The sequence below is a fragment of the Peribacillus loiseleuriae genome (assembly GCF_001183985.1).
In the GTDB taxonomy this organism is placed as follows: Bacteria; Bacillota; Bacilli; order Bacillales; family DSM-1321; genus Peribacillus; species Peribacillus loiseleuriae.
In genome coordinates, this window is record NZ_LFZW01000001.1 from 4,798,156 (window position 1) to 4,824,717 (window position 26,562).

The window sequence follows — 26,562 nt, forward strand, 5'->3', positions numbered from 1 at the left end:
TATACTCCTTATGCAGGAACCAGATTATCAAGGCATTGGCTTTAAGTCTCTTGCCTTGCACTCTTTCAATGCTTATCATTTTCTATAGTATAATCGATCTATTTTGTTCTTGTTCAAGAAATTAAATTCTCTATTAAGAATACTATATGTCATATCTCCTATATTTTCAATCTAGCTATACTGTAATGGCACTCATTTTGTCAAAATTTTTTTCGACAATTATCCCACTGAACGTTCTCGTTTTAATCCATTTTTATGCTCTTCCCTACATCCATTCTCTCCTCATACATACTATTTCTTCTTTCACTTTATGGTCATTTTTCCCTGTCCCCTTTTACTTCCCCCTACATGTATTGAGAATCAAATGGGGTTGAGCTAATTTTTTCTATTATAGATAAGAAACTTTATCGCACACATAATGGGGAATTTCTATCATTATTTTTGTCGAATCATATTATATATTAGCGAAATATTCTAATAGGTTTATACAAAAAAATATACAATTCTCTTAATTAGTAAATGGTGATTTTAACATTGTTTCCATAAATCATGGTACACTTTCCTTTTTACATACATTTCATAGGGGGATTTAGTAGGATAAAAAAATTAAAAGTATGGCTCATTGCTTATTTTCCCCTTTAAACAGACTCTTTCAGCGCTCTCGGCTCAACATGTTTTTACGATGAATCAGCATTTTTTAGTTTGCTAAATAAGTTGGGGCCCAATGAGAAAATAATTAATAAGTGGATATAGTATACCTAGAAAATGTTTCCATGTTAAAATTAATAGGACTACTATTATATAAGGAGAATGGCAATGATTAATAGAATAAACGGGTTACGTGCTATTACATCGGTTGCTTTAGCATCGTTATTATTTATCGGCACTGTAGATGTTTCTGCAGCAACACTTATTGGCAAAGATTTGTATAGCCAAAATGAGGTTTCCATTGAAATCGATGGCAAGAGAGTCTACTTCAATGATCCTATATTGAATAAGAGCGGAAATATACTTTTGCCGATGAGAGATTTTTATGAAGCCATACAGGCAAGTGTATCCTGGGACAAAGAAGCTCTAACAGCTAGTTCCGTTAAAAATGGAAAAACAGTCGATCTTACGATTGATTCTACGATTGCTAAAGTGAATGGTAAGAATATTTCAATGAATGTAGCACCCATGATGTATAAGGATCGTACCTATATCCCATTACGGTTTGTTAGCGAAAACCTCGATGGCAGCGTCTACTGGGATCCAGAACAGCAAAAGGTCCAAATTAAATTAAACGATTCCGTAGAAACCCCACCAGCACCTTCGGGAGATCCATATGTTCTACATATGAATAACAAGCGAATTGTCATGGATGATCCTGTCGTAATCAAAGAAGGTAGATCATATATCCCTGCTTCCTATTTTTATCAATACTTAGAAAACACTTCGGGATCTTGGCTATCTGAGCAGGATTTTGAATTACAGATTGCCGGATTAATCTTTGTTTTTTCAGATAAAAGTAGTACTGTTCTTTTAAATCAAGAAACCGTATTAATGGAAGAAAAACCGTTTATTCAATCAGGTGACATGTATGTTCCTATTCATTTTCTTGTGAATGCCCTAGGGGGGAGTTTAAAAAACCTCACGGATAAAAAAGAATTATATATTTATCTTGATCATTATATGTTTGTCAGTGACTTTATGAAAAAACACGAAGGTGCGACGTCTCGCCCGGAACCTGTTCCTAGTGCTCGGTTAGAAGGAACACGTAGTTTATTAGTGAGTGATAATCCAGAGACGTTAACACCAGATCTCGTGCCAACGGAAACGGCTACACTTGCCCAACATAAAATCCAATCAACTTCTACAACAAGTGAGCACCGGATTTTTGGATGGCATGTTAATAATCTTGGAACGAAAGCTACGATTGCGATTACGATTCAGAACACATCTACAAGTAATAGTATTGAGATCACAGAATCGAAAGGTTATAGCAAGATCAGTGGCAGTAGTTGGAATAACTATGATGTTGGCTTGCCAATTGGGGATGCAGTCTTAAATGGCCGGCTGAAAAATTCAGCTAGTAAAGGCATGATGATTAAACCTGGTGAAACGAAAACAATCGAAACATACGAGTTATATCCAAATTACATGCTTGGATTTTTACAAGATTTAGATATTCGCTCTACGAATGGTGGTTCGAGTGATTACACGATTCGCACCGTTTTAGCCAAAAACAATGAAGACGTAACACAAATTCATTCCGAGCCGGTCTTAATTGATGAGTACGCAGCCCACCCAAGAGGAGCTTGGCCACAATCAACCATTGTTGCCGATTTGCCAGCCTATACAGTTGACTCACCTGAAGTCGGTTATAATATTTCTAATGGGAAAACCGATCATCTACTAACTGTAGAAAAATCTCTATCCACAATCAACGGCTCGATTGGAAATCCTGGTCATTTCGGTATGACTTACAAAGTAAATATTCCAATTATCAACCCCACTGGAATACCCCAAGTCATAAAAGTAAAACTCGCCGGCAGAGGTGGGCTGTATAGCGGAGCTGTGAAAATGAACGGAGAAGTTTACTTAGTCCCTACCCTCAAACCCGGAACCGAATATGTCATGTTGCCTGACTATACAATACTGGGTGAAAAGGAAACCATTAGTATAGAAATTATGCACGCTGGAGGCGTTAACTTGCCGGCTGCTATTTATGTGGAAACGGAGTAAGTTTAGATTTTTGCAATATAACGATTCGAGGAAGGATAAGCCCTTTTCCCTCATAAATTTTTTTAAAATAGAAAAGAGCTATCTCATAACGAAAGGGTCTGCCCCTTTTGTTGGATCATATACTTTTGTGACTAATACTTGTACTAAAAAAACTATTTATTTACAGATATCTGGTTGGTGCCAAGTGTCCTAAATTTCTAAGCAAAAAGAAAGATTCTGCATAGAATCTCTGCAGAACCTTTCTTTAACGGGACATAGGACCTATCTCTGTATTATTTTTACATGTTATAATTAGGAAGAGTATTTACTATTATTATATAAGGAGAGTAATAATGTTTAATAGAATTAGAGGATTATATGTATTTACAATTGCCGCTTTAACTTCTTTAATATTTATTGGCCATCAAGATGTTTCTGCTGCGACACTTGTTGGGGAAAATTTATACAAGAAAGACGTTTCAATTCTTATTAATGGGAACAAGATTAATATTAAAGACCCCATTCTTAATAAAGGAGACCATATTCTATTACCAATGAGAGATTTCTATGAAGCCATAGACGCAAATGTACTTTGGAGCAAGGAAACTCAAACGGCTAGTGCCATTAGAAATGGGAAAACAGTTGACCTTACGATAAATTCTACTATTGCTAAAGTGAATGGAAGTAATGTCAGTATGAAAGTTGCTCCATTGCTATTTCAGAATAGAACCTACATCCCACTACGATTCGTTAGTGAAAACTTAGATGGGAAAGTAAATTGGAATCAAGGGGAACAAAAGGTTGAGGTAACATTAGATAATACCTCTGAAAATACGCCCACTCCCACTCCTCCAGTAGATTCTTATGTTTTACACATGAATAACAAAAGAATTGTCATGGATGATCCGTTAATCATCAAAGAAGGAAGGTCTTATATACCTGCTACCTACTTTTATGAGCATCTAGACAATTCTTCTGGAAATTGGTTATCTAATCAAGTCTTAGAATTGCAGATTGCCGGGTTGATCTTTGAATTTTCTGACGGGAAGAATACTGTCCTTGTCAATCAAGAACCCGTAGTAATGAATGAAAAACCTTTTATTCAATCAGGTAAAATGTATGTTCCTGTTCAATTTCTTGTTAATGCTTTAGGGGGGAATCTACGTAACCTTCCTGATAAAAAAGAATTGTATATTTATCTGAATCATTTTATGTTTATTAGTGATTTCATGGAAAAATATGATGGTGTATCCCCTCGCCCTGAATATGTGCCTAACGCCCGTTTAGAAGGAACTAGAAGCTTGTTAGTGAGTGATAATCCAGAGACATTGACCCAAGATCAAATACCAAGCACAACCGCCACACTTGCTCAGCATGTCATTCAATCAACATCTATAACAAATGAACATCGGATTTTTGGATGGCATTTCAATAAACTTGGAACAAAAGCTACGATCGCTATTACTATTCAAAATACATCTGCAAGTAATAGTATTAAAATTTCAAATGCTAAAGGCTATACGAAATCCAGTGGAAATAGCTGGATTAATTATGATATTGGCTTACCTATTGCTGATGCCACCTTAAGTGGACAGTTAAAAAATTCAGATAGTGCAGGCATGATTATTCAGCCTGGTGAAACAAAAACAATCGAAACATATGAGCTATATCCGGATTACGTTGTTGGGTTTATACAAGATATAGATATACAATCCATCAACGGTGGGACTAGTGATTATACGATTCGAACAGTCTTAGCTACAAATAATGAAGATTTAACGCAAATTCATTCAGATCCCATCTTACTTGATAAAACTGCAGCCCACCCAAGAGGAGCTTGGCCACAATCCATGATTATTGCTGACTTACCTACCTATACAGTTGGCTCCCCGGAAGTTGGGTATAATATTTCTAATGGAAAAACGGATCATCTATTAACTGAACAAAATTCTTTATCACCAATCAATGGATCGATTGGGAACCCTGGTCATTTTGGCATGACATATAAAGTAAATATCCCAATAAGTAATCCTACTGGAGAGGCAAAAATAATAACAGTGAAACTAGCTGGTAGAGGAGGACTGTATAACGGAGCTGTGAAAATGAATGGAGTCGTTCAATTAATTCCTACTCTTAAGCCAGGAACAGAATATGTTGAACTTCCTAACTATACCCTCACTGGTCAAGCAGTGACTCTTAGCCTAGAAATTATGCATGCTGGTGGAGCTAACTTACCAGTTGCTATTTATGTAGAGTCTAAATAGTTTGTTCTATCGTTTATTTTATATGAAATTGAAAGATGATGTACCCTATCTCTATTTAAATGGCTATGTTAAACAATATTGTTGTTAAAAAGATTTTTGGCTCATTCGTGTGAAACCGTGGTTTCACACAAATGAGCCAAAAATCAACAACGTTATATAATATAGCCATTTAAATAAATCACCAAACTACAAAAGGGTTGTCCCATAACGAAAGGGTCAGATCCCGCAACGACTATATACAGATTATAGTTAGTATTTTACTACTATATACTGTGTATAGAGTGCGAGGTCTGACCCTTTTGTTCATTAATTCTCATATAATTAGTAAACAGTGAAATTAGTTGCTTGCAGTTCCGTTCGTAACTTGATTTCCATTTACATCTGTTAATTCAGCATTGTTAAAGTCTACAGTCACTTTATCACTAGCTGTAATAGCATCAGTTAAGGTTACTTTTAATTTTCCTGCATCAACTGATTTTTCAGCAGCTACAGTTGAACCATTCACTTTTACTGTAATACCTTCTAATAAAACTTCATTCTTATTTAAATCCTCGGATTTTACCGCTTCAGAGAAGCTTACTACCAATTCATTACTGCCATTTACAGTTAAAGTTGGAGTAACAGTAGGAGCAACATTTTCCGTTAAAGTTAATTCCACAGAGTTTTCCCCAGTCGCTAATGTGTTGCCGAACTTGTCTGTTAAGTTAGATGCTATAAAAGTATGATTTCCATTAGCAGTAACAAAAGACTCAGGTAATGTAATTCTAACTTTATTTTTATTATCTACAAATTTAATCTCTGTATTGGATGGTAATACCTTACCGCCAAGTTTGTAGTTGGAAGCAGTTAATACAGAGTCACTCATACCGTCTTCATTTGTGTTTGCAAAAACAACATCAATCACATTTTTATCTACTGAAATAGTTGTAGTAATAACAGCTGCTGGTTCTACTCCAGATGCTGCAGGACGAACAACATTTAAACTAATTGCATTCGCATTTTTGTTCATGTAGTTATCAACCACTGCATCTTTTGCAATTTCAACAACATAATTTTTCTCTGTTGCAAGTTGTGAATTAGCAGCAAGTACTAACTCTAATTTGTTTTTAACAGATTGTCCATTTACAACTGGATGTTTAGATGAAGTCACTGTTAATGTTTTTGAGCTTTGCATAATTCCATCAATTGATTTGACAGTCAAAGCTTCAATAGTAGACTCCGCTACATCTTCATTGAAATCAAGAACAATTTTTCCGTCTGCTGTAGCAGAAGCACTTGATAATGACGCTGCTGTTTTATCAGCCGTAAATGTAGAATTAAACTTCACTTCTTGCATTTTATTTGATGTTGCTGCTTTATCAGCAAAGTCTTTTACAACAACTTCAGAAGTAAAGAAATTTTTGTTGTTTGCAAAGAATGAACCATCATTTGCTTTTTGTACATCAACAACAAACGTTTTATTATCAGTAGTTGTAATATCGTTTACTTTTATTCCACCGATCGTGATCGTACCAGCAGTAACCTCTTTAGAGAATGTTAAAGACAATTTGTTTCCATTTGCTGAAGTTGATACTGTTGGAATGGTTGAATCAACGCTTTTTGCAGGCACTGTAAATGATAAAGTTAAGTGATCTGCTTTGTTTGGTGTTGGAGTTGCTGTATCTTTTGCACCCACAATATCAATCGTGTATGTTTTTCCAACTTCTAAACCATTAAGAGTAAATGAGTCTTTGTTAGTAGAACTTGGAGTTGTTTGAACTCCATTTACAGACACAGTTCCAATAGTTGATAATTCTTCTGTAAATGAGATCGTTGCATTAGCCGTTTTTCCATCGACACTATAGTTAGCAAATGTCGTTTCACTTACTGAAGGTGCAACTACGTCAGCATAAGTTAAAAGGGAAACATACTTAGCCGTTTGAACTGGTTGGTTCGTTTTGTCTTTATTGACAGTATTTAAAGGTGCAACTGTGACAACTGCATTAGATACTTCTGTATTATCCAATGTATATGTTACAGTTTTTCGATCTTTAGAAAGTTTAGCAGTATCTGCTACGACTTGTTTGCCTTCTAATGAGAATGCAGCTTCTAATTGTGCTACAGTTGTTCCTTCAGCAAGTACTGTATTAAATTTCACAACGACTTGTTTAGCGTTAATAGCGTTGATACTCTCAACACTAGGAGCCGCCGCTACAGGTTTTTCAAGTGTAGAACCTTTCTCCCAATCCGTTTCAGTTAATAACTTCGCAAAGTCAGCACGTTTGATTTGTGCTTCTGGAGAGAAAGTTGTTGCTGTAGTACCCGTAATTAATCCATGTGAGTAAAGAACCTTCACATAGTCCGCATACCATTTTTTATTATCAACATCTGTAAAGTTGGCTACTGGTCCATCCGCTTTCAAAGTTAAATGGTAAGCTTCTACTACCATTTTCGCAAATTCACCACGAGTCAATGTGCCTGTTGGATCGAATTTTCCTTCACCTTTACCGTTAATCAATTTTTTAGCATAAAGTGCGTTGATGAATTCAGCGTACCATTTAGATTGGTCTACATCCGAAAAATCAGCAGCTGGTGCAGTTTTTGAATCTAATTTAAGAATATTTGAAACCATTTTGGAAGCCTCTGCACGGTTGATTTTTCCACCAAGGTCAAATGAACCATCTGGGCGTCCGTCAATGATTTTCGCATTAGCTAAAGCAGTTACAAAATCATAATAAAAATTGCCTTTTTGAACGTCTTTAAAATTAGATGCCGCAAAACCAGTAGTTGGAGCAATTGCAGTTGCAACTAAAGCTGCAGTAAGTGATGCCGCAAAAAATTGACGATGTTTTTTAGATTGATATGTCATGAGTTATGTATCCTCCTATTTGAACTAGCTAAACAGACCCCTACAGACATTCTTTAATGTCTATTAAATTGATCTACTCTATTTATATAGTCTTGAAAACTAGTTTAAAAATGTAAATTTAAGATTGTTTTGTAGATGATTTAATCATCTACCTTAGCATTATAGCAAAGAAATATAAAATAAAAAGCACTTAATAACATATACATTTTATTACCAAAAAAGGGCATGGCGCTAAATAACATCCAAATATTAGAAGGATAGATTCCTTGTCCCATTCTTAACGAACACGATGAATAACACTTTTGGCTACTCCAGTTATTCTCGATAACTGTCTTACTGTCACGCCATTCAGCTCTTTAAGCATTACTAATATAGCATCCCTATTTTCTTTGTCCATTTGCTGGAATACACTAATATTTGTAATCCCTAATTTATACAAATACTCCCTTACTTCTCTATCAGACATTCTTACTTTTGCCTGTTCTTCTAAACATTGATCATCATTAGGTTGTTGCATGTATTCAATAAACAATGTAATTGCCTTGCTTCTATCCAATGAAAATAAATTAAGCCCGAAATCAATATCCACCATGTTCACTTTACGGATATACTCATTTATACTTGTCCATTCACTCTCAGAGACGTTTTTTGACAAACCTGCCTTTATCGGGCTTTGATGTATATATCTAAGAACCGTTAGAAAATAAGCAGTATCTTCCACATTTTCGCTCTTAAATCGTTCTTGGAATAAATGTCCACATCGTTCATATTTCATATTGTACCAATAAACATAGCTTGAACTAATTCTCTTTATCGCTTCTGAAACGTTTTCCTTCATTTCCTTCAATAATAAATGTATATGATTATCCATTAGACAATAACCGTAAAGCTGATATTTACTTATGTCTTTATATTTTTTTAGCATCTCTAAAAGCCTCGTTTTATCCTCATCATCCTTGAAGATTAGCTGTCTATTAATTCCTCTCAACATAATGTGATAGATACCACTACCGCTCTTACCCTTGCCTTCCTTGGCGTATACGAATCACCTCAAGGTATTTTTTACGTAAAATCAATTTTTCCTTGCAATCACTTGTTCTTTTGGGTGAGGGATCCGTCTTAGTTGAATGGCTTTCCAAACAGATTCATCTGTTATGTGAAGATCCTCTGATAAATCTGAAATGGTTCGCGCTAATCGAATAATTTTGATTTGGACACGGTTGCTCCATTGCTGTTTTACAGATACTTGGGCAATCATTTTACGCTGATTGTCTGTTAATGGACTTGTCGCGATTAAGATTTCAAACGGAACTTTCGCGTTACATATTTGTTCTTGATACCGAGCGAATTGCTGTTGCTGCGCGATCTCTACACGATGGCGAAAATCAGAGGATGATTCTCGTGTTCTCGATGGCTAATCAAGATCCACTGGCTTTAAAGAAAGCAAAATATCCATCCGATCATAGACAGGCCCTGATATCCGATTACGATACGCTTGAACTTGTTTTTGTGTACATGTGCAGTAATGGAGATTTGGAACCAAGATACCCACAAGGGCAAGGGTTCATCGCTCCGATGAGGATAAATGATGCTGGATAGGTGACAGTAGAGTGAGCGCGGCTGATCGTGACTTTCCCTGTTTCAAGCGGTTGGCGTAACATATCCAATGTTTTCTTCGTAAATTCAGCCATTTCATCAAGGAACAGGACACCATGATGTGCTAATGAAATTTCCCCCGGTTTTGGATAAGGCCCTCCCCCAATAATAGCAACAGAGGAAGCAGAATGATGCGGCTGTCTATATGGAGCAGTTTGTGGGTTTAGGAGCTTTCCTTTGGCCAACTGGTATAAGCTGATCACTTCTAATTGCTGATGTTTCGTTAAAGGTGGCAGAATCGAAGGAAAGGTTTCAACAAGTAAAATTTTTCCACATCCCAATGGACCAGTCATTAACACGTTATGTCCGCCAGCAGCTGCTATTTCTAATGCTTGTTTTGTGTGTTCATGTCCGATGTTATGAGAAAAGTCTTTTTGAAACTCATATGAAGGCTTCGTTTGTTCCACTATTGGGGTGACCATTTGTAATGGCAATAAAACTTGTCCAGTTAAATACTGCAAAACGTCATGGATATGGGGAACAACGATAGGAAGATTAAAAGCTACAAATCCTATGAACGTATGACTAATCTCCCCGATAGGCTGGCCACTTAAAAAGTATTCAAAATCAGGAGCCATACTACCTAATACCATTGCTGAAAAATTTATATATTTACTTTTTCTTAAAAATGGAAGAATAGCTGCTGGATGAGCAAAAGTTAGTGGCATGATGTACGCTCCTATTTGTTCTTTCAATTTTACTTTAAATATAAGATTTATAGCTTTTATCTTTCATATGAATATGAGTAGAAATTTAATTATGATCTTATCCTATCAAAGGTGGTGTTTCTTTATAAAATTTAGGCTGGGATTGATTCTTTTTTTAGTGCTTTTTATAAGTGCATGCCAACAAATTCATACAGTTAATATGTATGAAATGAAAAGTTTTTCGGAAATGAAAGACAATTCCTTAATTGTGATTATAGACTTTAAAGATGTAAGGAGGATAAAAAAAGAATTTGACACCGCAAAGAAAGAGTTGGGTATCGTGGATATGGCGGACCCACATTATAAAGTGGAAATCGGCAAAGATGCATTTTTTCTATGGATCAGTGACGAATCAGGTACAATCATGAACTTGAAGGATACACATACAATTTATACACTTTCTGAAAATGCAGCCGATTTGATGAATGAACTTATTAAGAAATAGTAATGATAAGGGTTTTGCAAAAGGTGTTCATATTGGTGTCAGGCACCCACCGAGGACAGTGTCTTTCTTTGGTGCCTGACATCGGCAGTGTAGATGGATGACACTGGAGAAGTAATTTAAATTTTTGTGAAACTAAACACTGAATTACAACGTCTATTTAAGGTATAAATGCAAATGTAAAATTTTGTTCACATTACCTTGTTTTCCTTATATACTTGTCTTAATGAATCTTTCACAGGAGGTTATGCAATGCTTAAGAAATCGGAAAAAATAATTTTTTCCTTTATTTTACTTATAGGTTTGATCATACCAACTCAAGCTTTTGCTTCAAACAAAGTAATAACGATTGTAATTGATGGAATTGAAATTAGTACCGATCAGCCGCCAATTGTTCAAGGAGGAAGAACTTTAGTTCCTTTACGTGCAATTTTTGAAGGACTTCAAGCGACGGTAGATTTCAACTCAGCGAATAAAACAATTAAAGCTACAAGAGGTAGTACAACTATTGTCCTTACTCTTGGCTCTAAAAACGCAATTATTAATAATAAAGCTGTGCAATTAGATATACCGGCTCAGGTTTTAGCGAACCGTACATTGGTACCTGTTCGTTTTGTTAGTGAAGCACTTGGGGATGATGTAGTATATAACGACTCAACGAAACGGGTAGAAATCACGACAAAGAACAATACGGTATCTAATATAGCTGTTAAGGATAATAACGATTGGGGAGATGGGCGTGATTTACAAGTTAGTTTTACGCCTGCAAAAAATCAATCCCAAATCGATCATTATCGTGCAATGATTGTAAAGACCTCTAAGTTTTCATCTTTTAATGTAAATAACTCCTTTAACTTAACAACTAATCGTTATACGACTATATTAAAAGCAGGGACAACAATCGAGAGAGTCTTTCAATCAAATACGTTAGATACAGATGGAGAGTTAATACAGAACGATATTGACTATACCATGGTGATAGCATCTTTTAATAAGAATAATAGGGTTTTAGCATATGAATCTGCTAAATTTACCTTATCAACCAAATCGAAAGTAAATGCTGTCTCAAATTTGAAGCTAAAGGATGTAAGTGATTTTGGGGACGGTCGTGATATTGAGATTACTTTCAACAAAATTGCGGATGAAAGTAATTTACTTCAATATCGTGCAATTGTCGTTCGATCAGATGAGGCCAATACGTTTAACTTATCTGCAGCTAAAGAACTTTCAGCTTCAAATTACACATCCATTGCAAAAAACGGTTCTAATATTAAGCAAGTTCTATCAAGCTCAACAAGAGATAACTATGGTCGACCGCTACAAAGCGGGATAGCATATAAGGTATTTATTTTATCCCTCGGGGACCATTCCAGATCATATAGCAGCTCTTTATCAGGCGCTTCTAATGCCATTACTCTAGGAAGTAACCCAGAGGAAATTCGCATTACAAAACTTGCCGTTAAAGATACATTGGATTATGGTGATGGGAGAGACTTACAAGTAAGCTTTACAGCACCAACCAATGACACCCGTGTATCTGAATATAGAGTTTTTGTTGTGAGAGAAGCAGATGCCAGTAAGTTTACTTTAACAAAAGCTGAAAGTATGTCATCTGAGTATTATTCTAGGGTAGTAAAGAGTTCGTCAGCGGATATCTCGGTCAATCTATCTTCTAGTACGAGAGATGTGGATGGATACTATATCCAAAATGACATTGCATACAAAGTGTTTGTTCTTTCAATTGGAAATCAAGCAAACTCTTATAAAAACTCACTATCCACGGCTTCACCTTCTATTAAACTTACAAACAACCAACTTGCATCACCTGTAACAAATCTTGTTGTAAAGGATATTAGTGATTGGGGAGATGGTCGAGATATCGAGGTATCCTTCAATAAGGTAGCAGATGAAACGAAAATAAGCGGATATCGAATTATAGTTGTAAAATCAGCTCAGTCAAATGGATTTAACTTGAGCTCTGCTAATTCAACCTCTTACTATACATCCGTATCAAAAACGAATGCAAATTTAAAGAAAACCTTATCATCAACTACAAGAGATGCTTTTGGGGAAATTATTCGCGAAGGTGTCGAATATAAAGTGTTTGTTCTCTCCGTCTCATCGGGTGGAAATAGTTATAACAATGCTCTATCAGCTGCGTCGCTACCTTTAAAATTGGAAAAAAACAATGCTGCACTTGCTGTAACAGGAGTTAGCGCTAAAAATGTTGGAAATGCAGGAAATGGTACTGATTTAGAAGTAAGTTTTAATAAAATTGCAGATGAAACAAGAATTTCCGAATATCGAATTATGGTTGTTAGGGCTGGAGGTTCCTTTGACTTAACAAAGGCAAATTTAGTTCCAGCGGCGAATTACTCTAAAGTTTCTAAAAATGGACAGAATCAAAAAGTAAAGCTTAGCATACTTGCTAAGGATGTAAGTGGATATATTATAGAACCTGATCAGCCATATGTGGTTTATGTCCTCAGTGTTTCTAACACTGGTAACAGCAATGCTTTATCCGCACCTTCATCTCCAGCAGTTACATTATCAAACCCAAAAGTTGCTGAGGTCACAAATGTAACAGTTCAGGATAATAGGGATAATGGAAATGGGTCGGATCTTGAAATTAGCTTTGACAGAGCTGTTACAGAAACAAATATTTCTTATTATGAAATTTTTGTAGTAAAGTCTAGCAGTAATTTCACTCTAACAACAGCTAATGGTATTCAAGATTCCACTAGAAGAACAAAAGTTGAGAAAAGTGAAGGTGGAGGAAACGGACCAATAGCAATCACTCTAAATTCATCTTCTAAAGATGTAGATGGTGCACTGATTCAAAAAAATATTAGTTATAAAGTATATGTTCTTTCTGTAGCTGATGGGAAGAACGCTGCAATCAATGCACTATCAGCTCCAAGTCTACCAATTACTTTAAATTAAGCTCGCACGTATAAATAAGGAATAGAAAAAGAGAGTTATCGCTAAAGCGGTATCTCTCTTTTTTGCGGAAAAAATATATAATTGTTTTATTTTTTCATAAACATTGAAAATAATTCAATTTTTTGGCTCTATCAGTTTTATAGATTCATATTGTTAAAATTTTCGTGATTTACATTAAATAAATGTAACTACTCAGACCTCATGTAATTTTAAAAAATAGCCTTGCCTTCCATGTTTGATTTCTTGATAACTAGTGAACACTTGAAATATCAAACCAAAGGAGGTGAAGGGGATGAACTACAAACAATTTTTAACTATTTACAATCAAGGACCTGATGAAGTCTATCGTTTACTCAAAACGTATGAAAAAAGAATGGAATCTTTATAGGTGGACAACTTCAAGTGATTTCTAATCGTGTTTCTACTCTTGAATTTCATACTAAAAAAAACTCTACAAATAGCCATAAACCACCTTCATCGGATGGACTTCGTAAACCAAAAACGAAGAGTTTACGTGAAATAACGCCAAGTGTTTGATAACCCACCCATTCAACTAGAGGTTACGCAACATGAGATCGAATTCAAAAGGTGTGCGAGCTGCGGCACAAAAGCAGAATCTGACTTTCCAAAAGATGTACAGCATCATATTCAATACGGAGCTAATGTGCAAAGCATGGTCCTGTATATGATGCAGTATCAGTTGATTCCTTTCGCTCGAACAAAAGAGTTCTTTCAGGATTTTTTTTATTTGTCCATCAGTGAAGGACCTTGTGGAATATGAATCAAACATTTGGGACTTATTTGGTAGAAACCTTTGAGACACAAGCTAGAAACCAGATCCTCCAAGCATCCGTTGTTCATTTTGATGAAACCGGCTTACGAAGTAAAGGGAAAACGCAATGGTTACACACGTTAAGTACAGACCAAGTAACTTTACAGTATGTTCACGAAAAACGTGGCACAGAGGCCATAAACGAGATCGATCTCTTGCCGAAATTCAAAGGCATTGCCGTTCATGATTGTTTGGCCTCATATTTTGTATATGAAAATTGTGAACACGCCGTGTACAATGCCCATTTACTTCGCGATTTAAAAGCTGTTTACGAACAAACGGAACAATCCTGGACACAGGATATGATCGAGATCCTTCTTTTGGCGAAGCAACAGCGAGAGTGCCAAGAAGACCCCTTGAATCCAATAGTTGTCGCATGGATGGATGATACCTATGTAGACATCACGGAAAAGTTATTAAATCGACTTTCCAAACGCCAAGATTCTGTCCTCCTATTTGTAGAAAATTCGGAAGTTCCCTTTGATAATAACTTGGCCGAACGAGATTTACGCATGGCCAAGTGAAACAAAAAGTCTCCGGTACATTCCGAAGTGAAACAGGCGCACAGAATTTCGCCATGGCACGAAGCTTTTAAGTACATTAAAAAAGCAAAAAAGAAACTTGCTTGAATCTATTAAATAAGTGATAAAAACAGGGGAAATAGAATGATTCGAAACATAATTTACAAGATAATTCTTCATGGATTACCTCAATTTTGTCCTGATTTTGGATAGAGTCTGAGCAGTTACACTTTTTCTAAACGGTCTATTAAAAAATACTTCCCCAAAAAAGAGTCACTACTTTTGAACAACGGTCCATTTTTCTTTTGTTCCGACGGTGATAAATTGACCACAATCTTCTGATTTGCCCTATCACAGTCTAGCGTTCGAATGGCTGATAGAACTCGCTCCTTCGACTCTTTGACAGATGCATCTGGCAGTCCAACAATTATCATCGACTCTGGTCCTGGCATGATCTGCACCTCTACCTGCATCCGGTAACCTTCTAAACCTTTCAAACCAATACTTGAAATTTTAACAGTCAAATGCATGATCTCCTTAGATACGAAGTACTCTTAGCGTATGAGAAAATATAATGTAGATTTAAAACATTTTTGTTGTGGAGGAAAAATAGAAAAGAGGAAAGAAAAGACTTCCTAAATTACGTGGGTTATTGACTATAATTCGACAAGATTATAATAAATCCTGCAAACCGGAAAGATTTTAACTTATTATTCTGCTGGGACGAGGGACCTGTCCCCCTTGTTTCTCTTTATTTAGAGGTTTATTTCATGTATAATGAGAAAATAAAAAAAGAGAAGTGCGCTAACACTTCTCCCTACAACCTCTACCGTCAGGGTGGCGGTTGTCAAGTTAATTTATTTACTTTGAGAACCACCCTTTTTGCTTGCGACGGCGTTGGGTGGTTTTCTTGTTTTCTAAAAAGTTTTTCCGAAAGAAAGAAGAGCGACAACCAACCACCCTCACAATATTCAGTTGCAATTCCATTCTATCAAATTTTAATTCGTTTATTTTCATCTATTCATCTGAAAATACAAAAAGAAAATGACCGTAGAGATTTCTCTTCACAGAGCTGCTGTATCAAGCCTATCAAATGTAAATATATAGTGGGACAAGGGGCCTGTCCCCTTGTCCTTACAAGATAACCTTACTTTCTCTTGCTTCTGCTAAAAATTTGTCGCTAGATTTATTAATACGTTCTTTCAGTTTGATGCCTATAAAAAGGAATACGCCCATGTAGCCAAGAAGCCAAGCGACGTGCTTCCACACCACCGGCCATATGATCCCCCCTACTGCCTCACGGAAAAGGCCCAGCGCATGCGTGAATGGTAGGAATTCATGAATTTTTTGGAAAAAGGTAGGTGTCATCTGAATCGGGAATGTCCCGCCTGAAGCGCCTAGCTGCATGACAAGCAACACGATGCCGATTACTTTCCCTGTGTTTCCGAAGACTGATACGAGCGTGTAAACGATCGTAACGAACGTTGTGCTTATTAAAAAACCGAACAGCACGAACATGAGCTTATGTGCGACGAATGTTTTCAATAGAAACATATCGCCCATCGTTACGATGAATGCCTGCATTAATCCTATGAACCAGAATGTTAGGAATCTGCCGAAGTAGGCTTCATAGCTTTTGTAGCGATGTTTGTTCGGAACATCAGCAATCAGCGATGATACAAGGATTAAAGCGCCGACCCACAGCGACATGGCCGTAAAGAATGGCGACATGGCCGATCCGTAGTTAGGAATCGGAAACAGTTCATGTTCCTTTAATAAAATTGGCTTCGCGAAAAAATCCCCCTCCACATTCGGGTCGTTTTTCATTAAGTCAATGAGCTGATCTAAATCGCCTTTTTCTTCTAAGCTTCGAATACGATTTGCCATTTCAATGACTTTTTCTTTCACTTCGGGAAAAACGTCATGTGCTTTTTGTAGCCCGTCTTTGCCTGTGTTAAGCCCTTTTCCTACTTTACCCAGGAGTTCATCCACTTTTGGGAAAGCTACATTTGCCTTTGCCAGCATCCGATTTCCTTCTTTGATAGCATTGTTCGCCTTGTCCAACGCTTTTTCGTACTTTGGCATAAGCTCATTGTCGATAAATCGGACGAGCTCTGTTACGGAATCATCCATCTTTTTTGATTTACCTTTTATATCTGCTAAGGTCTTTCCTATATTTTCTTTACTTTGGCGTGTATTTCCAACTGATTGGAGGATGATCTTTTTGAACTCCTGAAGGTCTTTTTGCATTCGCTCAAGGCGTTCTACTCCATCCAAGAAGACCCCTTCGTCAACGCGTTGTTGAAGCTCTTCGTTGAATTTAACGAGCGATTGAATGGCGTTTTGTCCACTTTCAATCCGCTGGACCATATTTTTTAATGCCTTTATGGTCTTTTCAGGATTTTTTGCCACGTCCAGCAAGTTATCAGCAAGTTCAGAAGCGCTCTTTGCTGTTTCTTTCAAACGGTTCAATTCACTACTTATTTCTTTATCAATCTTTTGCAAGTTTGCAATTGCATCATCAAATGCATCGACAACTGTCGTTTCAGCATACTTGATCACCTCAGTAAGTCGATTATCCACTTTTTCAAATTGCCCTTTTACGGTATTCCAGATTGCTGGACTGACTTCCTCACCGCGTTCAATTGCTTTTAGCGTTTTAGTCAACAGCTCGCTCACACTGGTTAATTGATCTTGAAGGTTTGTTAACGAAGCGATTGGTTGTTTTAATAATCGGCCGCCACTTATTTCATTCACTCGGGTAAAGACAGCTAGTAAGGTACTCACCCTGGACAGGTTGTTATCTACCACTGGTAGGATGGTCTCAATTTTTTCTTGGTACTGTGTAGTATCAATGAGTCCACCGTTTTTTTCCCATTCCGTGATTTGATCAATCAGTGATGTATTCACCTTTTGTAGATCCATCAGTGTGTCTTTTACTTTAGGTGCCTGTTGACGAATATTCTCAATGTCCTTTTCAATTCCTGGAATAATAATGGTTTCATAGGTGTCGGTAATATCTTCAAAACGCTGTTCAAGGTCTTTTGTCATTTCGTCGATTTTTACGACGAGGTCCACACCAACATTTTCTCCTTTTTCGAGCTTATCAATGGCTTCTTCCATATTACCTTTTAGCTCATCCATTTTTTCATATTCACTGTTTAAGGAGCTGATAATCTCTTCAACTTTTCGTTCTTCCGTTAGTTTCTGATCCGTCTCTTCGAGCAAGTTAGCTAATTTCTGTAACGCTTCTGTTCCATCATCAATCTTTCCAGTGCCTTCGCTAATTTTGTCTAATAGCTTGTCCATATCTGTCCCTTTTTTAGAAACACGGTCTACGGCGTCCGGAATTTGTTGAATGACTTTCTGCGCCAAACGCAAATCTTGTTTGACGAGTGGAACGTAAGTACGAACAGACTTATCTCCGTCTTTCATAACCTTTTCAACTTCTACACTCAGTTTTTCGGCTTGGTCACTAATTTCACGTGCTTTTACCATGCCTTCATTGGCCTTTTCAATCGCTGTTTCAGCGAATTCTAAATCTGTATCAGCAACACCTAGCACGCGTTCAATTTCGGGCAAATCGCCTTCCAATCGGTAAATGGAATCTCTGATTTTTTCAATAGAAGGGCGATTGACCTCAAGTTCGATACCAATTTCATTGAATGCAGTGAAGATGGCTTTGTTTGCTACTTTGACAAAGCCACTTTGAATACTTTCGACAATCCCCGAAGCCCCTGCACCGGTTACCTTGGGCGCAATCGCATTAATTTTTTCGTTGATATAATAGTTGAGCTCTGGTTTTTCAGGTTCGTCTGTTAAAACACTCGTTAGTTTTTCGGAGAAATTCTTCGGTATAATAATCGTGGCATAATAATCTCCTTTTTCTACACCTTTCATAGCCTTCTCTTCGTCAACGAATTCCCAGCCTAGCTTATTATTGTCAAGCAGGGAAAGAACGATTTCATCCCCGACATTTACGTTTTCTTTCCGCACTTTTGCCCCTTCATCTAAATTGACGACGGCGACAGAGACGCCCTCCGTATTAGCATACGGATCCCATGAAGGAATAATGTTGAACCAAGCATACATCGATGGCAAAATCATTACAGCTACGATCACAACAATGGCCGCTTTGTTTCTGCGTATATTGTTAACGTCTGTTTTAAAGATATTTAAAATATTCTTCACTTATACTTCTCTCCTTGCACCCAGCCATATTCATAGAATCTTTACAAATAGTAAAGATTCTATCTAGTGATTTCTACTTTCCTTTGACTTTCTAGCCTAGAATACCAAAGCCCCTCCATCAATTGGGGGTTACGAATGAAGGCAAAATTAAAAGACCTAAGTCCAGTCGAATACCGAACTCAGGTCTTGGAAGTTGCATAACGTGAAACTTCGATCAGTGGGGTTTTATTGCCCGTTAATGCGGGATAAAATTTTATATCTAACTTTATTGGGTCAGATCATAAACTCTCCACAGAGCTCTTCAAAAAAAGAGAGGCCAGAATCAGTTCTCCATTATCTAGACGGTCCTGGCTCCATTCTTTATGACTATAGGACGGGGTATCTATCCCCTCACTGCACATACCCTTTTTCAAAGGCTTGGATGGATTGCTGGATTAGGTAGTTTTGGATGGACGCTGAGTAGACATTTAGTTCAGCTTGGTCAAACTGGGTTAGAGCTTTTTCATAGTCGTATTTTGTCACAACGCCTACTTTGAACTTAGTTTCTAGTACTTTTAAGTCTTTTTTGACATTGTCTAGCTTTCGTAATGCTTCTTCATATGCGAAGTAGGTTAGTTCTTCGTTATGATACATTTGTTCAACAGCTGTTTCGATGGTTTCTTTTGTCAAAGCGACGGTTTCTTTAGCCGCTTTTACTTCATAATCCCGTTGTGCTAATTCATAATTTCCGTAGGAATCATCGTACGCGGTAATAGCGGATTTTAAACTATTTTGCGCACGCTTTACTTTATACGTATTGTCAATTAAAGAGCTATAGTTCTCTGGTTTCTGGTTGTTGGCTACTTCATATTTGATCGGTTGAATGACGATGTCTGGATTATAGGAAACGCCTATATCAAAACATAGAGTGGCAACAGTATGATTATAGTTTTTCTCTAATTCTTCTAATTGCTTTTCCAAATTCGTTTGGATTAGTTGAGCTTGACGGATCTCTTCTTTCGTCCCTACTCCATATTCCAACAAACGTTGTGCCTTGTTTACTTCTTGGCTAGCGGATTGGATCGATTTTTTTGCAAAAGCAATTTGCTGCTGAAGTGTTAAAAGGTTTGTATATGAGGACGTTAGCATTAAACGGACGCCTTCTTTTGCTTCCTCCCCTTGAAGCTGTAATTGCACTTCCCCTGTTTCAAGTTGCTTCACAGCCGTCTCCAAAGAATTAATTTGGTTTGTTAACGCACCTAATGCATCGTTAACCCTTCTCTGCTCTAGCTCATTCATAATGATCTCACTTGTATCTGATAATCGATCTCGTTCTTCTTTTAAGGCTTCCATTTTCTTTTCTAAATTTCTTATATTACTTGACACATCACCTTGACTGCTTTTCGTATCCAAAATCTGGCTTTTCATTGCTTCTAGATTAAACTGCAGCACTGTTAAGTTTCGGCTGTTTTCTATTCCCCTTTGAATCACAACTCCTAGTGTTAGTTCTTTCACTTGTTCAATTTCAGGAGTCTCTTCCTCTATTAATTCACCATCTGTTTGATCCGAATCCGTTACTGTTTCATTCACCTCAGCTGATTGTTTCAGTTCCGTTACTTCTTGTGCGTATGCACTAAATGGAGCACCGACAATCGTTGCAGCACATAGAAAGGGGATTACTTTTTTCATATTTTCTCCTCCTCATATAATAATAGAAAGCCAACAAAGACAACTAAATTACCCGTCTATTTCTAGCAATATCTTAAGTTCTTCACAATCTCCCTGAAGTTCTGGTACAGATTGTAAATAATGGATCAAAGCCTTTAACAAAAAGCTTTTCGGTTTTCTTTGCTTTTGTTCCTCTTCCAGTAAAGAAATCGTTTTTAAGTATTCTTCTTGGTCTGCTGCATCTTTTTTGATATCACTTACCGTGGATGTCATTTTTTTTAACAAAAGCTGAATTCTATGCCCCTTTAAGCGGGGGCTCTCATTATCTGCGAACACCATTTCTAATTCCGTCCAATCTTTATTTAGAACGGACTCAGGCTTTCTCTCCAACAGGCCCTCAATTACAATATCGAAAACAGTCGCAATAAAGACCGCTAACTTTTCGGAGGCAATCTCTAGCTTTTGACGGCGGCAAAGATGAATATATTGGAACATTAGCGCCTTTAGTAAAGAAACAAGGTCCCAAATATAAATTTTTACCTGTTCACCATAAAGATCCAAAAGAAACTCCTTCAGCCAGATGTTAAATTCGAACTCAATCTTTTGTGCCTCTATTGCCATTTCTTTATTTTTAAATACAGGCAATTTAAAAAATAAATCAATTAAAAGATGAACTTGATTGGATAGAATATTTTCGAGCGACATCGAAATAAAATCGAGTAATTTTTCATGAGTAGAAGCATACTCGTTACTATAAATCTTTGTTAAACCGGTTTTAACTTGTTTGGGCATTTGAATAAATATCTCTAATAGCAAATCTTCTTTAGAGTTAAAATGCTTATAAAAAGACCCCTTTGCCATCCCACTTTCTTTTGCAATTTCATCTACTGTGGTAGATTCATAGCCTTTTTCTGAAAAAAGCCGCATAGCTATAGGAATGATCTCTAGCTTTTTCCCATCCATAACAAATACAAATCCTCCTTGCTGTTCTTTCTACTCGCTATTAAAGAAGAGAGAGTGTCTCATAAGGGTCTGACCTCGCATCCTAAATCAGTATGTCGTGTTTCATCTACGTATCTCATACTGGATGTAGTTGTCGCGGGGTCTGACCCTACACTCTTGAGACATCCTTACCCCTTATTTACATGGAAATTTCATTATCCTGTTCTAATTTCCGATCAAGCTTCTTTTGCTTACGCTTTTCTTTAAAGCGGATAAGTACCATGTATAAAGAAGGGACAACAAGCAATGTTAAGGCGGTGGAGAAGAGAATACCAGAGATAATGGTGATAGCCATCGGTCTAAAAAGAATATCGCCGATTAGCGCAACAGGCAGAAGTCCAAAAACAGCTGCGCCTGCTGTTAATAAGATGGGACGGAAACGGGCCTCTGTAGCTTTCAAAACCGCTTCTGTTAAATCCATCCCCTCGCGTCTAGCATCTTCCATAAATTCAATTAAGACAATTCCATTCCGAACAACAATCCCTGCTAAAGCAGTGATCCCAATGACCGACATAAAGCCAATCGGAGTTCTTGTAACAAACAAGCCAACGATTGCTCCAGCCGCCGCTAAGTACACGGTCGCTAAAATAATAATTGGAATGGACACTGAGTAAAATTGGATGGTAATTAAAATGATAATGATAATGATACACACTAGGAATAGTGTACCTAAATCGCCGAAGGATTCTGCTTGCTGTTCCGTTTCCCCGCCGACTTCCCAAGTATATCCTTCTTGGAAGTTCATCTTTTCTAATTTTGGTGTAATTTCAGCCATTGCTTCGGTAGCAGTCGTTCCTGCTCTAACGTCAGCTTCCACTGTAACCGAGCGCACTAGATTGTAGTGTGCAATCTGTTGAACGGAAAATGCTGGCTTCATTTCAGCAAGTTGTGCCAAAGGAATTTGCTCGCCTCTCGCATTCGTTATACTAAGTCTTTGAAACAAAGCAGTTGGATCTTCTTCTGTATTTTCCAAATAAAGTTTGATGTCAATCAAATCATTTCCTGTATCAAACTCACTCACATTCAGACCTTGAGTAATTAAACGAAGCGTCGTTGATAGATCTGTATAACTTACAAGATTATAATCCATAGCATCCTTATTAACTTGGAATTCCAATGAATATCGCTCAGTTCCTAGTGAATCAGAAATATCATATGTACCCTTTGTATCTGCTATGACATTCTTCACTTGTTCTGACAGATTACGTAGCTGTTCCGGGTCTTGTCCAGTGAGACGAATCGAAATAGGTGAACCAGCATCGATTCCAGCTGATAGCGATGACGTCAATACGGAAATCCCAGGATACATTGCCTTAAACTGCTTATCCCAGTTTTCAATCGTCTTTTCGATATCGAGCTTTCCTACTTCGCCCAGAATATTGATTTGTCCAACTTCAGGACCAGATCCCCCAGGCATACTATTAAAAAGTTGCGGCGCACCGCCTCCAGCAGCAGAACTAACTTCTTTAACCCCAGATTGCTTCTTAGCCCAAGCAGCAATCTCCTTCACAATTTGATTAGTCTCTTGTAATGAGGTTCCGGTTGGCATCTCCACATTTATTGAAAACTGTGGATCTTCAGCTTTAGGAAATAACTCAACTGGGACAAATGGAACTAATCCATAAGCGGCTGTCCCTATCAATAGCCCAGCCAAGCCAACCTGTAATGGACGTTTGACCACTTTATTCATAATCTTACCCGCATAAAAATTGTTCAAAGCTTGAATTTGTTTGCCTAATAAACCAGCTGGTTTATCCGATACTTCACGTTTATGCTTGTTGCGCTTTTCATTCCATTCACGAAATATCGGCACAATCGTAAGTGACATCACCATAGATGCCAATAGGGATACGATAATAACAAGTGGGATTGGTTTAATAAATTTCCCCATATCTCCCGGTAAAAACATGAGCGGTAAAAATGCTGAAATAGTTGCCAGTGTGGCAGTAATAATCGAGATAATCACTTCTTTCGTCCCATTAACAGCCGCATCAAGTGGGCTTTCTTTTAGGACGGATAATCTTCGTTCAATATTGTCATTGACTACAATGGCATCATCCACTAAAAGAGAAAGAACAATAATGATACCAATAACAGTCATCTGATTTAGCGTTACATCGAACATCGGCAGGAACAGAAGTCCTACTGCTAGGGATAATGGAATGGCTAAGGCCACGATAGAAGAGGTAACCATATTTAAGCCCATCATACACACAATAATAACAGCCACCATCGCGATGACCAGTTCTTTCGTTAAGCCGGCAAACATTTTATTAATTGAATCATTTTGGGCATATAATAAGGTCGACTTAAACTCTTTTGGAAGAGTCTTTTCTAACTTATCCATCTTCTTAACTACAGCCGCATCTACAGTTGGAACATCGCTTCCGGTTTCCCCGCTAATGCTAAGAGTAATCGCCGGCTTCCCGTTAATGTATCCATTATACGAATTTTTGCCGTGTGCAAGAGTGACTTTACCTAAATGTTCTAAATAAATAGGGAAACCATCCTGTGTTCTGGTAATAATGACTTTATTCAGACCTTCAATGCTTCTCATATCTGTTATTCTAAGCTGATAATTTCGCTCTTTATAATCGATATCACCAATCGGCATTCGTTCATTTTCGGCTCTAATCGCCTGGGTAACTTGTGGCCATGATACATTGTACTGCTTCATTTTTTGCGTATCTAAGTCGATCCGGATTTCTTTCTCAGGTAGCCCTTGGATTGTCACATCAGAAATGCCAGGAACCGCCCTTAACTGGTCTTTCCACGAGTCCATTAAACCATTTAATTCTTTCAGCTTTTCAGGATCATCCGCATATATCGCATATGCACTAATAAACGTCTTGATTAGATTATCATTGACAAATGGCTGCGTCGCATCAGCTGGAAGCTCCGCTTGGGCATCTTGTACTTTTGTACGTAGCTCAGCCCACTTCTCTTTCGGATTGGCACCATTCTCTAGCATAACCACAATCGATGACATCCCTTCCATCGATGTGGAAGTAATGGTATCGACACCTTGTATTTCTTTTATCTTTTGCTCAATTTTCTTCGTAACCGTTTGTTCGACCGTTTCTGGAGTTGCTCCAGGATAAGCCGTCGTCACAATCGCCTGGCTAATGACTAGATCTGGAATTTCTTGCTTAGGCAATTGAGTCAAACTGAATAGCCCAAATATAGCGATTGCTGCAAAAAACAGGAGGGTGATTTTACGTTTTTTGACTAGATACTCAATCATTGTTTTTTACCCCCGTCCGTTTTCAGCGGGTCCCCGTCACGCACTAATTCCCCTCCACGAATAATGACTTGATCGCCTTCTTTCAAACCACTCACAATATGAATCTTATTATTTATTAAACTCCCTGTTTCCACCTTCGTTTTAACAGCCTTGCCTTTTACTTCTTTAAAAACATATGGAGTATCTCCACTGCTCATAACCGCTTCAATTGGAACGAGGATGCCGTTATTATCGCTAGTAACTCGGTTTGCCTTTACGACTTGCCCCGGTACCCATTCGAGCTGTTCATTTGGGATCACCACTTCAACACTAATCGTACCAGTACCTGCATTCGTTTGTGGGTAAATCTTATTCACTTTTCCTGTTTTCACTTGATCATACAGGGTTACCGAGACTTCATCTTCGACTTTCCATTGCTTGATATCCTTATCAGGTATTGGAAGTAGAACCTTTAGTTGATCGATTCGGCCCAATTTATAAATCGGATCCCCAGGATTGATCTGCTGTCCTTTTGAAACTAATTTATCTAAAACAACACCTGTAAGTGAGGAAGTTAGTTTCGTTTTGGAAAAAGTCAGTTCTGCTTGTTCTTTTCCAATAACGGCCTGTTCATAGGCTGCTTGTGATTGCCCTTTTGCTGCTACGGATTGTTCCTTGGATGCAACAGCTTGGTCTCGTGCGGCAACTGCTTGTCCTTTTGCTGCTGATGATTGACCAACTCCAGCTTGAGCCTGTTCCTTACCAGCTTCAGCTTCTTGGATGGAGGCAAGCACTTGTTTTCTTTGCTCTTCTGTTGCTCCCTCTATGATTAGAGAGTACGACTGTTCAGCATTTTCAACATCCTTTTGGGCATTAGAAACTTGAAGCTGGATATCATCAAACTCTTTCTTCGTTGCCAGGCCTTCATTATATAAGCCTTCTATGCGCTCAGAATCTACCTTCACTTTGGTATAGGCACTCTTCGCTCTATCCACTGCCAGTTTTGCCTGCGTCTTTTCTTGTTCACGGGCTCCTTTATCAAGAGCTGAAAGGCTGGCTTGTGCGCTATTGATACGTGCCTCTGTTGCCTTGATATTTGCTTTTGCCGATTTAATCGATTCATCCGAAGAAGCAATCCCTGCATCGGCAGAATGAATCCCTACTTCTGCAGAATTAATCGCAGAATCTGAAGAATTTAAAGCTGCCTTTGATTGAAGAATCGCGTTCTCCGCAATCTCGACTTGAAGTTTATAATTGGCTGGGTCCAAAGCACCTAAAGCAGCACCAGACTTGATGGTATCACCAATACTAGCATTCATACTTTGAATACGTCCTCCCACTTCAAAAGACACAACCGTTTCTTCATAAGGTAAAAGTGTACCAGTAAGGCTAGAAATCGCATCTAACGACTCATTACTCACACTTGCTACTTCTACATTTATCGCTATTTTTTCCGCCTCAACACCACTCGTCTTTTGTGCGGTGCAAGCTGTCATTACTAGAGTAAAACAAACTAAAATAGTTAATAAAGACCATCGTTTCATCACGTTCTTTGCTCCTTTTCTATTTATCTAAGTATTCAT

Annotated in this window: 18 protein-coding genes; 7 read left to right on the forward strand and 11 right to left on the reverse strand. The window is 37.7% G+C overall.

Annotated features, from left to right (window positions below; translation table 11 throughout):
• Positions 1-816 precede the first annotated feature (816 nt).
• Both AC625_RS22215 and AC625_RS22220 read left to right on the forward strand, forming a co-directional pair.
• On the forward strand, positions 817-2,724 hold the full coding sequence (locus AC625_RS22215; protein WP_049683259.1) for a copper amine oxidase N-terminal domain-containing protein: 1,908 nt from the start codon (positions 817-819) through the stop codon (positions 2,722-2,724).
• Positions 2,725-3,056: 332 nt separating this feature from the next.
• Complete coding sequence (locus tag AC625_RS22220; protein ID WP_049683260.1) at positions 3,057-4,967, forward strand: copper amine oxidase N-terminal domain-containing protein; 1,911 nt, start codon at positions 3,057-3,059, stop codon at positions 4,965-4,967.
• Positions 4,968-5,304: 337 nt separating this feature from the next.
• On the opposite strand, the gene AC625_RS22225 is transcribed toward AC625_RS22220, so the two are convergent.
• The 5 genes from AC625_RS22225 to AC625_RS28685 form a co-directional block, all read right to left on the reverse strand.
• Positions 5,305-7,815 (reverse strand): S-layer homology domain-containing protein, encoded by a 2,511-nt coding sequence (locus AC625_RS22225; RefSeq protein WP_049683261.1) that lies wholly within the window; start codon positions 7,813-7,815, stop codon positions 5,305-5,307.
• A 277-nt stretch (positions 7,816-8,092) separates the two neighbouring features.
• Positions 8,093-8,806, reverse strand: a complete 714-nt coding sequence (locus tag AC625_RS22230) for a transposase (protein ID WP_049683262.1) — start codon at positions 8,804-8,806, stop codon at positions 8,093-8,095.
• 81 nt (positions 8,807-8,887) lie between these two features.
• Positions 8,888-9,181 (reverse strand): magnesium chelatase subunit ChlI family protein, encoded by a 294-nt coding sequence (locus AC625_RS28675; RefSeq protein WP_425415493.1) that lies wholly within the window; start codon positions 9,179-9,181, stop codon positions 8,888-8,890.
• Between the two features lie 48 nt (positions 9,182-9,229).
• Positions 9,230-9,358, reverse strand: a complete 129-nt coding sequence (locus AC625_RS28680) for an ATP-binding protein (protein WP_425415466.1) — start codon at positions 9,356-9,358, stop codon at positions 9,230-9,232.
• A complete protein-coding gene (locus AC625_RS28685) occupies positions 9,300-10,139 on the reverse strand; it encodes a DUF4184 family protein (protein ID WP_053178170.1) in 840 nt (279 codons plus the stop codon). The genes AC625_RS28680 and AC625_RS28685 overlap by 59 nt, the downstream gene beginning before the upstream one ends.
• A gap of 226 nt (positions 10,140-10,365) precedes the next feature.
• Here AC625_RS28685 and AC625_RS22240 point away from each other — a divergent pair, with 226 nt between their 5' ends.
• From AC625_RS22240 to AC625_RS22255, 4 genes are all read left to right on the forward strand, one after another.
• A complete protein-coding gene (locus AC625_RS22240; RefSeq protein WP_180320134.1) occupies positions 10,366-10,623 on the forward strand; it encodes a YhfM domain-containing protein in 258 nt (85 codons plus the stop codon).
• Positions 10,624-10,872: 249 nt separating this feature from the next.
• Positions 10,873-13,563: a copper amine oxidase N-terminal domain-containing protein gene (locus tag AC625_RS22245; protein ID WP_049683264.1), complete on the forward strand. Its 2,691-nt coding sequence runs from the start codon at positions 10,873-10,875 to the stop codon at positions 13,561-13,563.
• Positions 13,564-13,965: 402 nt separating this feature from the next.
• Positions 13,966-14,100 (forward strand): DUF6444 domain-containing protein, encoded by a 135-nt coding sequence (locus AC625_RS28690; protein WP_425415467.1) that lies wholly within the window; start codon positions 13,966-13,968, stop codon positions 14,098-14,100.
• A 240-nt stretch (positions 14,101-14,340) separates the two neighbouring features.
• The gene (locus AC625_RS22255) at positions 14,341-14,919 is read left to right on the forward strand and encodes an IS66 family transposase (RefSeq protein ID WP_049683266.1); all 579 of its coding nucleotides are present in this window, start codon (positions 14,341-14,343) and stop codon (positions 14,917-14,919) included.
• Positions 14,920-15,140: 221 nt separating this feature from the next.
• Here AC625_RS22255 and AC625_RS22260 read toward each other — a convergent pair whose 3' ends face one another.
• On the reverse strand, positions 15,141-15,440 hold the full coding sequence (locus AC625_RS22260) for a magnesium chelatase domain-containing protein (RefSeq protein WP_049683267.1): 300 nt from the start codon (positions 15,438-15,440) through the stop codon (positions 15,141-15,143).
• 246 nt (positions 15,441-15,686) lie between these two features.
• Here AC625_RS22260 and AC625_RS22265 point away from each other — a divergent pair, with 246 nt between their 5' ends.
• Positions 15,687-16,061: a hypothetical protein gene (locus AC625_RS22265; RefSeq protein WP_049683268.1), complete on the forward strand. Its 375-nt coding sequence runs from the start codon at positions 15,687-15,689 to the stop codon at positions 16,059-16,061.
• Here AC625_RS22265 and AC625_RS22270 read toward each other — a convergent pair.
• The 5 genes from AC625_RS22270 to AC625_RS22290 form a co-directional block, all read right to left on the reverse strand.
• Positions 16,051-19,107, reverse strand: a complete 3,057-nt coding sequence (locus AC625_RS22270) for a YhgE/Pip domain-containing protein (protein ID WP_049683269.1) — start codon at positions 19,105-19,107, stop codon at positions 16,051-16,053. The genes AC625_RS22265 and AC625_RS22270 overlap by 11 nt on opposite strands.
• Positions 19,108-19,497: 390 nt before the next feature.
• A complete protein-coding gene (locus AC625_RS22275; protein WP_049683270.1) occupies positions 19,498-20,775 on the reverse strand; it encodes a TolC family protein in 1,278 nt (425 codons plus the stop codon).
• 48 nt (positions 20,776-20,823) lie between these two features.
• Positions 20,824-21,717: a TetR/AcrR family transcriptional regulator gene (locus tag AC625_RS22280; RefSeq protein WP_049683271.1), complete on the reverse strand. Its 894-nt coding sequence runs from the start codon at positions 21,715-21,717 to the stop codon at positions 20,824-20,826.
• Between the two features lie 178 nt (positions 21,718-21,895).
• The gene (locus AC625_RS22285) at positions 21,896-25,000 is read right to left on the reverse strand and encodes an efflux RND transporter permease subunit (RefSeq protein ID WP_049683272.1); all 3,105 of its coding nucleotides are present in this window, start codon (positions 24,998-25,000) and stop codon (positions 21,896-21,898) included.
• The gene (locus AC625_RS22290; protein WP_049683273.1) at positions 24,997-26,523 is read right to left on the reverse strand and encodes an efflux RND transporter periplasmic adaptor subunit; all 1,527 of its coding nucleotides are present in this window, start codon (positions 26,521-26,523) and stop codon (positions 24,997-24,999) included. The genes AC625_RS22285 and AC625_RS22290 overlap by 4 nt, the downstream gene beginning before the upstream one ends.
• Positions 26,524-26,562: the final 39 nt, after the last annotated feature.

What these genes read in the sequence shown, in the direction of transcription:
- AC625_RS22215 (WP_049683259.1), top strand. Translation starts at nt 817, where the DNA reads ATGATTAATAGAATAAACGGGTTACGTGCTATTACATCGGTTGCTTTA.
- AC625_RS22220 (WP_049683260.1), top strand. Translation starts at nt 3,057, where the DNA reads ATGTTTAATAGAATTAGAGGATTATATGTATTTACAATTGCCGCTTTA.
- AC625_RS22225 (WP_049683261.1), bottom strand. Translation starts at nt 7,815, where the DNA reads ATGACATATCAATCTAAAAAACATCGTCAATTTTTTGCGGCATCACTT.
- AC625_RS22230 (WP_049683262.1), bottom strand. Translation starts at nt 8,806, where the DNA reads ATGTTGAGAGGAATTAATAGACAGCTAATCTTCAAGGATGATGAGGAT.
- AC625_RS28685 (WP_053178170.1), bottom strand. Translation starts at nt 10,139, where the DNA reads ATGCCACTAACTTTTGCTCATCCAGCAGCTATTCTTCCATTTTTAAGA.
- AC625_RS22240 (WP_180320134.1), top strand. Translation starts at nt 10,366, where the DNA reads ATGAAAGACAATTCCTTAATTGTGATTATAGACTTTAAAGATGTAAGG.
- AC625_RS22245 (WP_049683264.1), top strand. Translation starts at nt 10,873, where the DNA reads ATGCTTAAGAAATCGGAAAAAATAATTTTTTCCTTTATTTTACTTATA.
- AC625_RS22255 (WP_049683266.1), top strand. Translation starts at nt 14,341, where the DNA reads ATGAATCAAACATTTGGGACTTATTTGGTAGAAACCTTTGAGACACAA.
- AC625_RS22265 (WP_049683268.1), top strand. Translation starts at nt 15,687, where the DNA reads ATGTATAATGAGAAAATAAAAAAAGAGAAGTGCGCTAACACTTCTCCC.
- AC625_RS22275 (WP_049683270.1), bottom strand. Translation starts at nt 20,775, where the DNA reads ATGAAAAAAGTAATCCCCTTTCTATGTGCTGCAACGATTGTCGGTGCT.
- AC625_RS22280 (WP_049683271.1), bottom strand. Translation starts at nt 21,717, where the DNA reads ATGGATGGGAAAAAGCTAGAGATCATTCCTATAGCTATGCGGCTTTTT.
- AC625_RS22285 (WP_049683272.1), bottom strand. Translation starts at nt 25,000, where the DNA reads ATGATTGAGTATCTAGTCAAAAAACGTAAAATCACCCTCCTGTTTTTT.
- AC625_RS22290 (WP_049683273.1), bottom strand. Translation starts at nt 26,523, where the DNA reads ATGAAACGATGGTCTTTATTAACTATTTTAGTTTGTTTTACTCTAGTA.